Genomic DNA, 12,795 nt, shown 5'->3' with positions numbered 1-12,795 from the left:
TTATTATGAATGGAATGCGTGGCGGAGACCAGTACGTACTTTGAAGTACTATAGGTACTTCAAAGTGCCTGTACGCGCCTAACAAGGGAAGACGATTAATACAGACAAGAGGGATAAAGTATGAAAGCTTTGGTATTCGACCGGTTCGGCGAACCGGAAGTGTTGACGCTGCGGGAGATTCCGGAGCCGCGGCCCCAAGACGGACAGATACTCGTCCGGATGAAAGCGATCGGCCTTAATTTCGCCGACGTGTATCGGCGCAAAGGGCATTATCATTTGGTTGGCGAAGCGCCTTACATTCTCGGATACGAAGGCGCCGGCGTCGTGGAGCGGGTGGAAGGGGATTCGGGCGGCTTGCAGCCAGGCGACCGGGTCGCGTTCTGTGACGTGCCCCACGCGAACGCGGAGCTGGTTGCCGTCCCGATGGAGAAGGCGATTCCGCTGCCGCCGGATATTACATTCGAACAAGCGGCGTCTGTGCTTCTGCAAGGATTGACAGCTCATTATTTGGTTCACGACAGTTATCGTGTGCGCCCGGGAGACGAAGTTCTGGTCCATGCGGCCGCAGGCGGGGTCGGTCAACTGCTTTGCCAGCTAGCCAAAGGCCGCGGCGCGCGCGTGATCGGCTTGACGTCGAGCGAGAGTAAACGGGAGAAAGCGCTAGAAGCCGGCGCGGACGAAGTGCTGCTCTACGGGGAAAGCGGTCATTGGGCGGATGCGGCCAAGGCGTGGTCGAGCGGCGGGCACGGCGTCCATGCGGCTTACGATTCCGTAGGCGTCACACTGATTGATAGTTTTCGCGCAGTGCGCACACGCGGGACGGTCGTCTTCTTCGGCATGGCGGGCGGCGATCCGCAGCCGATCGATCCCCGCATGCTGATGGATGAGTCGAAGACGCTCACAGGCGGCGATTTGTGGAACCATCTGACGACCCGGGCAGAGCGTATCGAGCGAAGCGAAGCCTTGTTCGGCGCGCTGAGAGCGGGGACGCTGAAGCTTGCGCCTCCGGCGTGCTTCGCGCTCGGAGAGGGAGCGAAGGCGCACCGGCTAATCGAGAGTCGGGCAAGTTCGGGCAAAATTCTACTGATCCCTTAGTTGAAAAGACGAAGAAACGTCATGCCATCGGCCATGATCTTGTTCGGCGCGGGACTGGCTGAGATTGGCGAGGGATATCTCGTTGGCATGGCTTCGCGAATCGAAGCCGCACTGGTACGGCGTCACGGGAGGACTCCTGCTAGTCGCGTCTGTTGGGAGCGTGCTCGGAACGGGCACGCTTTGTCGTTAATTTGCCAAGGACGCCCCGCAAGACGCTTAACGACGTTTGTCCATACGGTACCGGTTATCGTCCATGGTTGTTCGCATCCGCGCCTACTATATGGGGATGTTCGACAGCGCGATAGGGCGGGCGCTGGCGCTAGATAGACATTACAGAAGACCCGGGACCAATGAGGTCCCGGGTTCTCGTTCAGGAAGGAGAGAAATTAGGGCAAATTCGTCAGATAAGGCTTCACCGTATTGGCGTACGCGTATCCGCTGGAAGCATCCCAGTTGATCGACCATGTCATCGCGCCGCGCAGATCCGGATATTTGGCAACCGGCTTGTAGCTGCCGCAATTCGTGCCGCTCGTCAAGCAGCCGAGCGCATTGTTAACTACGGACGGGCTTACGTAGCCGCCGCCTGCTGCGGACGTCGTAGCTGGCAGTCCGAGACCAAGCTGGCTTGGCGCGACCCATTGCAGCGTCAGATCGGTGAGCGCGGTCAGGAAGTCGACCGTTCCTTGCGAATAGCATTTGCCGTCACGGCCAAGCATACAGCCAGAGTTGTAGTACTGGACATTAATGACGGTCGTAATATCTTTCACGCTCTTGTACAACTGCATGTAGGCGGTGTTCTCATTCTGCATGTCGATCGTCTGCGGCGCCATCGTCAGCACGAAGCCGGAGCCGACCTTCTGCTGAAGCTGGCGCACGGCCGTCGCGACGTTGGCTGCGTTCATGCCGTTCTCGAGGTCGATATCGATGCCGTCGAAGCCGAATTGCGTGATAAGGCTGTACATGCTATTGACGAAATTGCTAATGTTCGGCGAAGCTGCGTTCAAGTTCACATTGCCTTTCTCGCCGCCGATCGCGAGAACGACCTTCTTGCCTTGGGCTTTCTTGGCGGCGATGTCGGCGATCAGATTGGCGTTCGTGTATCCGCCAAGCGCGCTTGCGAGCGAGGAATCGACGTTGAACGTGACGCCGCCGGGTTTGCTCGCATCCATCTCCGCGAAAGAGACGACGATAATATCGTATTGGCTCGGCACGGCGCTAAGCTTCAGATTCGTAGCCCCGTTCACGAAGTTCTGCCAATATCCGGTCAGCGTGTGCTTCGGAATCGACCCGCCGCCTGTTCCTGTACCCGGGGTCGTCGCGTTAACCGCGTTGCTAGCCGTCGACGTATTGCCAGCCGCGTCCTTCGCTTTCACCGTGAACGTATACGCGGTGGAAGCGCTAAGACCGGTTACCGTCGCGGTCGTGCCCGTCACCGTCAGCACGACGGTCGCTCCGCTTAGCACCTGGTAGTTGGCCACGCCGACGTTATCGGTCGAAGCACTCCAAGAGAGCGAGACGCTGGAGGACGTGGTGCCGGTAACCGCCAGATTGGTTGGAGCGGTAGGCGCTTGCGTGTCGCTGCCGCCGGTGCCCGGCGTCGTTACGCTTACGGAAGCGCTTGCAGCGGAGACGTTGCCGGCCGCGTCTTTGGCTTTGACCGTGAACGAGTAAGCCGTGCCAGCGGCAAGGCCCGTGTTCGTGTACGTGAGTGTGGAACCGGACGTGCTGCCCACGAGCGAAGCGCCGCGGTAGACGTCGTATCCGGTGACGCCGACGTTATCCGTGGAGGCATTCCACGCTAATGCGACGCTGGTTGAGGTGGTGGCGGTGACGCGCAGGTTAGCCGGGGCGGCTGGTGCTTGCGTATCGCTCGTGCCGCCGCCGGTCGTCTCGAGCCAGAGCGCGGGAACGTTGGAAGGTTCCCAGCCGACAAGCGAAGTGTGAGATTGTCTGCAGCTGTAAGTCTTGCCACCGTAGGTGACGGTATCGCTCACGGTGTAGGCGACATTGGGCGCCCAGGCGCCGCGGTCTGCAGCTGAGGCAATGGCGGGAATGCACATAATAAGAAGGGCGGCAATCAAGACGAGCGACAATAGTTTTCGGGCCGTGATCGGATGCGGTGAAGACGTTCTCATCAAACTCCTCCTCAGTCATCGTTTAAAGATCTGCTGGCTTTCAGTGTGGTCCGTCTTGCAGAAGACCTTGTCTCTGAATCGCACACCTCCCCTTGTAACTCGATCCCTAGTTGACCAGGATCGTCTAATATTGTCGGATAATTCTGATAGATTAGCCAGAGGTAAAATTATCCGAATTAGGGCGAAAATTATTTGACGAATCACGATTGAATACCAATGAATACCAAGAATAATGGTGGCTTGGGCACAGTGTTCCGGAATGTGAATGTCGAGAGGGGCGGTCCAAGTAACGGCAGGCAGGTACAAAGCGGTTGGCAATGAATCCAGCGTATAGGAGCGATTATCCTGTGAGGGCAGGAGCCGTCGGCAACCGTGGCTAAGTTCGCTCCGGTCATCGCCTTTCGTTGCCGTTGTGGCATGTATCGGTTTGGATAATTTGGATATTGTAATAGGCAGGGCTTACAAGACGTCTACTACATGCCGATCCGTGGCAACACCGATGCGCACAAAGGGGAAACGATGCGATGACCAAAGAATTTATCAAGGAGACCGATAGCACGGTTACGAAGGACAAATATTATGTCACCGTCGAAGCTGTCGATTATTACGAGGTAAAGAACGAGCAGCATGCGATGTTCCTGGATAAGGGCAAGCAAGCGACGGTTGGCGATTACGTCCAGCTGTTCAAAGAAGTGTATGATGTGGATGCGGAACTGAAGTCGATTAGCCCGTACATGGAGTTCAAGGTGCCGAATCCGGAGCCCAAAGGAATCCGGCTGCTGAAGGTGCTGCGAATAACGAAGGATTTCACGTATCGGCCGATTACGAAAATTTAATGCGATGCTAGCCGCCTATCCGGGGCAACAGAGAGGGCCGCAGGAGACTGTGGCTCTTATTCATGATGCCGCCTGAGTTCGCCGACTGCCACGCAGAAAGCGTTGTTTCTGGCGGCCATGAATGGCGAAGCTGTCCAGATCGGGACAATATTGCGTAAAGGCGTCGATCCGAACGCGAAGCTCGCGAAGGCTTACGGTACTTCGACGCCGCTCGACAAAGCGATTGCGAGCGGAAACGTCGAAGCGAACCGGGGACACGCCATTCCGGGTTGCCAAATCTATTGGCGTGACCAAGTGGATGCGCATGGAGAATTCGCTTTACCGCTAATTCCGTCCCTGGCATTCCGGGATTCCGAGTGCAAACTGGTCAAAAGCGGCACAACGTTCATCCATTACGCGGAAAGGAAACGCGAACAACCGGTTAGGCCCTGCCGTGCTGGTTGTTTGGCTATTCTTCTCCGCTCGGAAATCACCTCTGCGTCAGTCAAGGCGAACGCCGTTTCATCCTGGCGTAATCCGTCGGCTTTTGACGAGGACAATCCCTGATGCTACAGTTAGAAGAACTACTATTTTTCAAGGATTGGGGCATGGGGATGTATAGGAATATGGAAGAATGCGTTGCGGATTTGGAGCGTCATGGTCACTTGGTGCGGATCAAGGAGGAAGTCGATCCTTACCTCGAGATGGCGTCGATCCATCTGAAGGTATATGAAGCCGGGGGGCCGGCGCTGCTGTTCGAGAACGTGAAAGGCTCGAAGTACCGGGCGGTATCGAACTTGTTCGGGACGCTTGAGCGGAGCAAGTTCATGTTCCGCGACACGCTCGATGGCGTGCGCCGTGTAATGGATTTGCGCGGGGATCCGATGAAGGCGCTCAAGCGGCCGTTCGGTCACCTTGCCACGGGAATCGCGGCTACCAAGGCGCTCCCGGCCAAGAAGAACGGCAGGGGCTCCTCATTATCGCAAGAGATTCGGATCTCCGATCTTCCGCTGATTCAAAGCTGGCCGATGGACGGCGGCGCGTTCGTCACGCTGCCTCAGGTGTATTCCGAAGATCCCGCCAAGCCGGGCATCATGAACGCGAACTTGGGCATGTACCGCATTCAGCTGACGGGCAACGAGTACGCCTTGAACGGAGAGGTCGGCGTCCATTACCAGATTCATCGGGGGATTGGCGTCCATCAACAAAAGGCGAGCAAACGGGGCGAGCCGCTCAAGGTGAGCATCTTCATCGGCGGGCCGCCTGCGCATACGCTCTCGGCGGTCATGCCGCTGCCCGAAGGATTGAGCGAGATGACATTCGCCGGGTTATTGGCCGGACGGCGCTTCCGCTACGGATATGAGGACGGCTACTGCATCAGTCATGACGCGGACTTCGTCATCACGGGCGAACTGCGTCCGAACGAGACGAAGCCAGAAGGGCCGTTCGGCGATCATTTGGGCTATTATAGCTTGACGCACCCGTTCCCTTATTTGCATGTTCATAAAGTATACGCCAAGCCGAACGCCATATGGCCGTTCACGGTCGTCGGCCGCCCACCGCAAGAAGATACGAGCTTCGGCGCGCTTATCCATGAGCTCACCGGCGATGCGATCAAGCAGGAAATTCCCGGCGTCGAAGAGGTGCATGCGGTTGATGCCGCCGGCGTGCACCCGCTGCTGCTAGCGCTGGGCAGCGAACGGTATACGCCTTACCAGCAGGTGAAGCAGCCGACCGAGCTGTTGACGCTGGCCAGCCGCATCCTCGGGACGGGACAGCTCAGCTTGGCGAAATACTTGTTCATCACGGCCGAGGACGACGTCCCGGTAACGACGCACCGAGAGGCTGAATTCATGGGCTACATGCTGGAGCGGATGGATTTGGGCCGCGACGTGCATTTTCACACGAATACGACGATCGATACGCTTGACTATTCCGGGACGGGGCTCAATAGCGGAAGCAAGGTTGTGTTCGCGGCATACGGAGAGAAGAAGCGCGAATTGTGCTCGGAGGTGCCGGCGGCTCTTCGGGAGCTGCGCGGCTTCCCGCAGGCGCGTCTGATCATGCCGGGGGCCGTTGCGCTGCAAGGACCGGCATTCGCGAGCTATGCGGAAGCGGAACGGGAGCTCGGTCTGCTCGGCGAAGCGATTCGCGAGCGAGGGGCGCTGCCGGAATGTCCGCTGATCGTTATCTGCGATGACAGCGACTTCATGACCGCGAAGTTCGACAATTTCCTATGGGCCGCGTTTACCCGCAGCAATCCGTCGCACGATATCCACGGCGTGAATGCCCGCTACGAGCATAAGCATTGGGGCTGCGACAATCTCATCATCGACGCCCGGCTAAAACCGCATCATGCGCCGCCGCTCGTGCCGGATCCGGACGTGGAGAAGCGGGTAATGCGTCTATTCGCCAAAGGCGGGAGCCTTGACAAGGTTCGCCTCTAAATAGAACTGCGAAAAACCGCGATCTCTGCGGTTTTTTTGCTGTGTTCGTATCAGCTTTTTGCGCGTTTCGCTCGTTATCACAATAGGTAATCGCAAGGATGCGACCATCGGTCTCCATCCCCGCCTTTCCAAATATCCCATTCCGCAAGTAGAAAGAGTTGGACTCATGAAACCTATACCGCACTATATCCACCCTCGCAAGCCCAAGAAGAAACGCTCGACCTTCCGTATATTGTTATGGCTGACATTTCTCACGCTGCTGACTGCCGCGGTCCTTGAATTGATGCCAATCGAAACCGTGCGGCACCCCAAACCGGTCACCGGGCTGCACCCCGAAGTCGCCGCTAAGGCCTATCAGTTGAAGGAGGCGGGCAAGCAGCGAGGAATCGCCATCCGGATCACGGATGATTTTCGCTCCGCCGCCGAGCAGGATGCGCTGTACCGAAAGGGAAGGTCGGAGCCGGGATCGATCGTGACGAACGTGAAAGGCGGTCATTCCTATCATAACTACGGTCTTGCCGTCGACTTCGCCCTCGAGATGGCGGATGGCGAGATTATTTGGGATTTGGAATACGACGGCAATGGCAACGGACAAGCAGATTGGATGGAGATCGTCACACTGGCCAAGGGGCTTGGCTTCAGCTGGGGCGGCGACTGGAAGGGGTTCCCGGATTATCCGCATCTGCAGATGGATTTCGGCTTATCGATCCGGGAGCTCCGGCAGGGGAAGAGGCCGCCGATGCCGGCGGCCGAAGAATAGGAGTTATGTTGTTGATATGCCTCTTTTTGTGTCAGAGGAGAGGGACGTCCCACTCCTCGACCGTCATCCGCACCTGCGCGTCGGTATCGGGTTCGAGTCGCTCCACAGCGACCGCGAGCTGATAGGAGGAGAGGAGTTGACATGGCTCCAGGAACAGCCAGCCGTCCCGTTGGCCCTGCTGCGCGCCGAGCGCCACCCGGATTTCCTTCGGATCCATCGCGAAGCCCGTTCCGGCTGCTTTGATCAACGCTTCTTTTTTGGTCCAAATCTCATAGAAAGCATGGAGCTCCGCGCCTGTCTTCGCCTGCAAGTAATCCCGTTCTTCCGCCGAGCAAATATGGTGGACCAGATTGAGATTGGAGGGCTCCATAAACTCCAGGTCGATGCCGATCCGCCGGTGCCTGGCAAGGGCGAAGGCGACAGTGCCGTTCGCGTGCGAGAGATTGAACTGCCATTCGCCTGGATAGGTTGGCTTGCCGTAAGCGTTCTTGCCAAGCTTCACGGCTTGCGGCGATTGTCCGTACTTCCGTCCGAGCAGCTGCTTCATCATCATCCGTCCAAGCAAAAATTCCTTACGCTTCACATTCGTCCGATATGCCCGGTATCGTTCGATCTCTTCTTCTGTCAGCATATCCGCCGCCGCGCGTTCGTCCAGCAGCCATTCGTGACTGCCGGATTGCGCGTAGAACACCTCGATCATCGCGCTCCACCTACCTTTCAATCTGCCTCGAACCCTATTCACGCAACGTTTAAATAAAATCTGCCATTCGACCTATATAAGTGTTCTTGCAAGGTGAGTAATCAATGATTTATTGAAGATATCAATCGTATTTTCGTTGAATACACATGAGAATCTTGAAGAAATCCCTAAAAATAATGACAGAAAAACAGAAGAAAATGATTGCAAAATCAATCGGCGATTGACTTTTTTTGGCCTCTTTTGGTATCTTTTAGCTACTATATCAGGGTGTCACAGCCCGATTCTATCAGGCATTGGAGGCGTAATCATGACCGGTTCGGTGGCAAGCCCGCTTTCCCGGGAACCCGAGTACCCGCTGACACATCCGCAGCGGCGCATTTGGGTCATCGAGCAAATCTTTCCCGGCTCGCCGCTGCACAATATCGGGGGTCCGGTTCGTATGAAGGGCTTCATCGACTTAGATATGCTGGAGGAGTCCATACTCGCTTTCGTCCGCAAACATGACGCGCTGCGGATTCGGATCGGCGAGCGGGAAGGACAACCCTATCAATACTTCGGCAGCGCAGGTACGCCATGGGTCGGCCGGCGCGATTTCTCCGGTTCGCCCCTTCCGGAAGTTGCATTCCGCCAGTGGGTGGACGAGCAGGCGGGCAAGCCGTTCCAATTGTTGGATGAACAGCCGCTGTACGAGTTTACACTATTTCGCATCGGAGTGGACGACGCTGGCTATTTATTCCGCTGCCATCATATCATCGCAGATGGCTGGTCCAACGCGATCATGACCAAGCAGATCGCGGATAACTACGCGATCCTCGCCGAAGGCCGCATGATACCGGAGAACGAAGGGACTTCATCTTACGTCGATTATATTCTGCAAGAACAGCACTACCTGAACTCGCCTCGCATGGCGCGCAACAAGCGGTTTTGGAACGAGAAGTTCGCCGCTCGTCCGGCTATTGCGAATGAGGGCTATCAACTCGCGCCTACCGACGGCAGCCGCATGACCGTCACTTTCCAGCCAGAACTCACACTCCGCATGAAAGCTTTTGCTGCACAAGCCAATGCCTCATTGAACGCTTACTTCGTCATGCTATACGCCCTATATCTCTACCGCACGACCGGCCAGAATATCATCACGATCGGGACGCCGGTCGCGAATCGTTCCGGCACCAAGGAGAAGTCGATCTTCGGCATGTTCACAAGCACGATGCCGCTTCGTCTGCGCATGGAGGGCACAATGAATGCTTCCGATCTGCTGACGGACATTCAGCGGGAGCTTGCCTCCTGTTACTTTCATCAGCGTTATCCTTACGATCTGCTATTGCGGGATTTGGACGCCGCACATGGCAGCGGGGGGCAATTGTTCGATACGTGTATCAACTACTATAACACGAAGCTGGCTTCCACGATCAATCAGGCGGCTGTCGAGAACGTCGAATTTTATAGCGGGCATCAGTGGTATTCCCTTCAGCTCGTCATTAAGGAGTGGTCAGATGCCGGCGGCTTGACGCTCGATGCCGATTACAAGCTGTCCGATCACGGCGAGAGCCATATCCAGCAAATGCTGAATGTGATTCGGACGTTGAATGCGCACATTTTGACAGGGACGGACTTACCAGTCGCGCAATTGGACGTCGTGACGGAAGCAGAGAGGACGCGCCAGCTGCTCGAATTCAACGACACGGCCGCCGACTATCCGCACGATCGTACGGTATGCGACTTATTCGCCGAAGAGGCTCGCCGGCATCCGCATTGGACCGCGCTTCAAGACGGCGAAGCGGCAATGACCTACCGGGAATTGGATGAACGAAGCAGCAAGCTTGCCGGCGTGTTAATCGGCAGAGGCGTCCGCCAGGAATCGATCGTCGGCCTGCTGACTCGGCATTCGGCTGAATCCGTCGTCGCGATGCTGGCCGTAATGAAGGCCGGCGGCGCGTATCTGCCGATCGATCCTGACTATCCGGCCGATCGGGTCGCGTTCATGCTTGGCGATTCCGGCTCGATGCTGCTATTGACGGATGACGACACGCATGAGGGTGCGGCTCAGTACAGGACCATGCGCCTGAACGTGCGGGATACCGCGTTATATACGGACAATGAGGAAGCTCCGCTCTCACTGGACCGCGTGAAGCCAGAGCAGTTAGCTTACGTGATCTACACGTCGGGGTCGACGGGGAAGCCGAAGGGCGCGATGATCGAGCACCGGGGATTGACGAATTATATCTGGTGGGCGAAGCAGATCTACACGCGGGGCAGCGGCGAAGTGTTCCCGCTCTATACGTCGCTCGCGTTCGACTTGACGGTGACGTCGATCTTCACGCCGCTCGTCAGCGGCGGCCGCATTCAAATCTATCGGGACGATGACGAGTTCAGTCTGTATCGAATCATGCGCGACAACGAGGCGACGGTGGTCAAGCTGACGCCCGCACACTTGTCTTTGCTGAAAGATGCGGATTATCGGGATTCGTCGGTCAAACGTTTCATCGTAGGAGGGGAGGATCTTAAAACCAGTTTAGCGCAAGCCATTACGAATCGATTTGGAGGGGACATTGACATCTATAACGAATACGGCCCGACGGAGACCGTCGTCGGCTGTATGATTCACAAATTCGATCCAGGCGAGGACCGCAGAGCCTCGGTGCCGATCGGCATACCGGCGCATAACGTGCAGCTGTACGTGCTCGGCGAGCAGCTGCAGCCGCTGCCGCCGGGAACGCTCGGGGAGCTGTATGTAGCGGGAGACGGCGTCGCGAGAGGGTATCTGAACCGAGACGAGTTGACGCGCGAGAGGTTCGTGAATAACCCGTTCCGGCCGGGGGAGCGCATGTACCGAACCGGCGACCTCGCGCGATTCCTGCCCTCGGGCAAGCTGGAATACGGAGGACGCATCGACCATCAGGTGAAAATCCGCAGCCACCGGGTGGAGCTGCCCGAGATCGAAGCTTGTCTACTGAGCCTGGACGGCGTTCGCGATTGCGTCGTCATCGACCGCGAACAAGAAGGGCAAGAACGATATTTATGCGCTTACTATGTCGCGGATCAGCAATGGGCGGATGACGATTTGGCGTCGCGGCTGAGCAGGACGCTCCCGGATTACATGGTGCCGGCTTCCTATGTCCGGATGGATCATATTCCACTGAACGTTAACGGGAAGGTGGATCGACCGCGTCTGCCGGAGCCGGAGCGCCGTTCCGCCAAGAAGGAGTACGTCGCCCCCGCCACGAAGGCGGAGCAACTGCTCGTGGATGCGCTCGAATCGGTACTCGATCTTGCGCCGATCGGGCTGAGCGACAACTTCTATCATCTCGGCGGCGATTCGATCAAGGCGATACAAGTCGCTTCCCGCTTGTCGCAGGCAGGCGGGACGATCAAGGTACGCGATATGCTGGGCCGACCGGTCGTCGCGGATATGGCACGGTCGATACAATTTCGGACGGAGAGGATGAGCGGCCGGAAGGAGCCGAGCGCCGGAGAGCTTACGCCGACGCCGATTCTATCCTGGTTCATGAACCGGAAGCTCGCGCAGCCAGGCCATTATCATCAATCGGTGCTTCTTCGCCTGAAGCAGCCGCTGACGCATCGGCAGATCGGACAGATTATGCGGGCGCTTATCGGCCATCACGACGCACTGCGCTTGAATCTCAAACGCGGGACGAACACATGGTTCTACAAGGAACGAACGGACGCGGACAGCGCCTATGCAGTGAGATGCTATGACTTGACCTCGTTATCCGGGCTGGAGCGGCGGGACATGCTGGCGGAGCTGGGCGAGCAGTTCAAATCGGAATTCGACCTTCATGAAGACATCCTCTTCAAAGCGTGCTTGTTCGACTTGGGCGTGGACGGGCAGCACTTGCTGCTCGCGGCGCATCATGCGGTGGTAGACGGCGTCTCGTGGCGCATTCTGCTTGAGGATTTCACGATCGCGGCGGAAGCCGTTCGGCAAGGTGAAGAGATTGCGCTCCCGCCAACCTCCGACTCGTATCAGGACTATGCGCACAAGCTGGAGAATCATGCCGGAGAGGCAGAAGCTGAACTAGCCTACTGGCAGGAGACAGCAAGCCAGATCGCAGATTGGCCGGAAGACCGCGATTTCGGCGAAGACGTATGGGGGAGCGCTCATACGGAGTACATTCATTTCTCGGAGTCCGAGACGATCACATTGATTGGCGACGCCAACACCGCATACGGCACGAAGCCGCTCGAGCTTATGACCGCCGCGCTTGCGGAGGCGCTGGGTACCGCGTTCCCGGCTGTCGAACCCGTCGTGGAGCTTGAAGGGCATGGGCGGCTGGGCATCGACGAAGAAGCGGACGTCGTCCGGACCGTCGGCTGGTTCACGGCGCTGTATCCGGTGCGGCTGCCGCGGAGCATAGACGACATGGCCGGTCGGATCAAAGAAACGAAGGAGACGCTGAGGCGAGTACCAAGAGGCGGCGTCGGATTCGGCGAGCTGGCCGAGCATCGGAACGCCTTCCCGGCATACGCGCGTCACAAGCCCGTTCGCTTTAACTTTCTGGGTGATTTCGATACGTCGATCGACAATGAATGGATCGCCTATTCCGGGTTGCCGTCAGGCGCAGAGTCAGGGCCGGCGAATCCGCTCACGTTCCGGTTGGAGTGGAATGCCTTGATTATCGGCGGCCAACTTGAAATCGGGGTGACGTTCAGCCGCAACCGATATGCGGACGAGACGATCAGGCGGCTGGCCTCGGGTTATGCCGAAGCGCTACGGGCTATACTCCGGCATTGCGCGGGTCGGGACGCTGAATTCACGCCTTCCGATTTCGAGACGGCGGCATTATCCCAAGCCGATCTGGACCATCTGTTATACTAAGCCCGC

At 57.5% G+C, this 12,795-nt stretch carries 8 protein-coding genes and 1 pseudogene; 7 read left to right on the top strand and 2 right to left on the bottom strand.

Annotated features, from left to right (window positions below; translation table 11 throughout):
* Positions 1-120: 120 nt before the first annotated feature.
* Positions 121-1,095 (top strand): quinone oxidoreductase family protein, encoded by a 975-nt coding sequence (locus tag ACFFSY_RS20930; RefSeq protein ID WP_377497663.1) that lies wholly within the window; start codon positions 121-123, stop codon positions 1,093-1,095.
* Between the two features lie 21 nt (positions 1,096-1,116).
* Positions 1,117-1,240 (top strand): annotated as a pseudogene (locus tag ACFFSY_RS35115) (YnfA family protein); the annotation flags it as partial.
* 241 nt (positions 1,241-1,481) lie between these two features.
* Here the strand turns inward: ACFFSY_RS35115 and ACFFSY_RS20925 are convergent.
* The gene (locus ACFFSY_RS20925; RefSeq protein ID WP_377497661.1) at positions 1,482-3,230 is read right to left on the bottom strand and encodes a fibronectin type III domain-containing protein; all 1,749 of its coding nucleotides are present in this window, start codon (positions 3,228-3,230) and stop codon (positions 1,482-1,484) included.
* Between the two features lie 524 nt (positions 3,231-3,754).
* Between ACFFSY_RS20925 and ACFFSY_RS20920 the strand changes: the two genes are divergently transcribed.
* The 4 genes from ACFFSY_RS20920 (at position 3,755) to ACFFSY_RS20905 (ending at position 7,252) form a co-directional block, all read left to right on the top strand.
* Positions 3,755-4,066 (top strand): hypothetical protein, encoded by a 312-nt coding sequence (locus ACFFSY_RS20920; RefSeq protein WP_377497658.1) that lies wholly within the window; start codon positions 3,755-3,757, stop codon positions 4,064-4,066.
* A 102-nt stretch (positions 4,067-4,168) separates the two neighbouring features.
* Positions 4,169-4,612 carry a hypothetical protein gene (locus ACFFSY_RS20915; protein ID WP_377497656.1) on the top strand — a complete coding sequence of 148 codons (444 nt, stop codon included), beginning with the start codon at positions 4,169-4,171 and terminating at the stop codon, positions 4,610-4,612.
* 47 nt (positions 4,613-4,659) lie between these two features.
* The gene (locus ACFFSY_RS20910) at positions 4,660-6,492 is read left to right on the top strand and encodes a UbiD family decarboxylase (protein WP_377497863.1); all 1,833 of its coding nucleotides are present in this window, start codon (positions 4,660-4,662) and stop codon (positions 6,490-6,492) included.
* A 166-nt stretch (positions 6,493-6,658) separates the two neighbouring features.
* Positions 6,659-7,252, top strand: coding sequence for a M15 family metallopeptidase (locus tag ACFFSY_RS20905; RefSeq protein WP_377497654.1), 594 nt, complete (start codon positions 6,659-6,661; stop codon positions 7,250-7,252).
* A 31-nt stretch (positions 7,253-7,283) separates the two neighbouring features.
* Here the strand turns inward: ACFFSY_RS20905 and ACFFSY_RS20900 are convergent, their stop codons facing one another.
* Entirely contained in the window at positions 7,284-7,952 is a 669-nt protein-coding gene (locus tag ACFFSY_RS20900; protein WP_377497652.1) for a 4'-phosphopantetheinyl transferase family protein, read from the bottom strand.
* 307 nt (positions 7,953-8,259) lie between these two features.
* Between ACFFSY_RS20900 and ACFFSY_RS20895 the strand changes: the two genes are divergently transcribed.
* Positions 8,260-12,789, top strand: coding sequence for a non-ribosomal peptide synthetase (locus ACFFSY_RS20895; protein ID WP_377497650.1), 4,530 nt, complete (start codon positions 8,260-8,262; stop codon positions 12,787-12,789).
* Positions 12,790-12,795 lie beyond the last annotated feature (6 nt).

Origin of the sequence: Paenibacillus aurantiacus, assembly GCF_042431225.1 — a bacterium.
GTDB lineage: Bacteria > Bacillota > Bacilli > Paenibacillales > Paenibacillaceae > Paenibacillus_Z > Paenibacillus_Z aurantiacus.
Note: the sequence above shows the minus strand (reverse complement) of the source record. Positions and strands in the feature narration are given on the sequence as shown.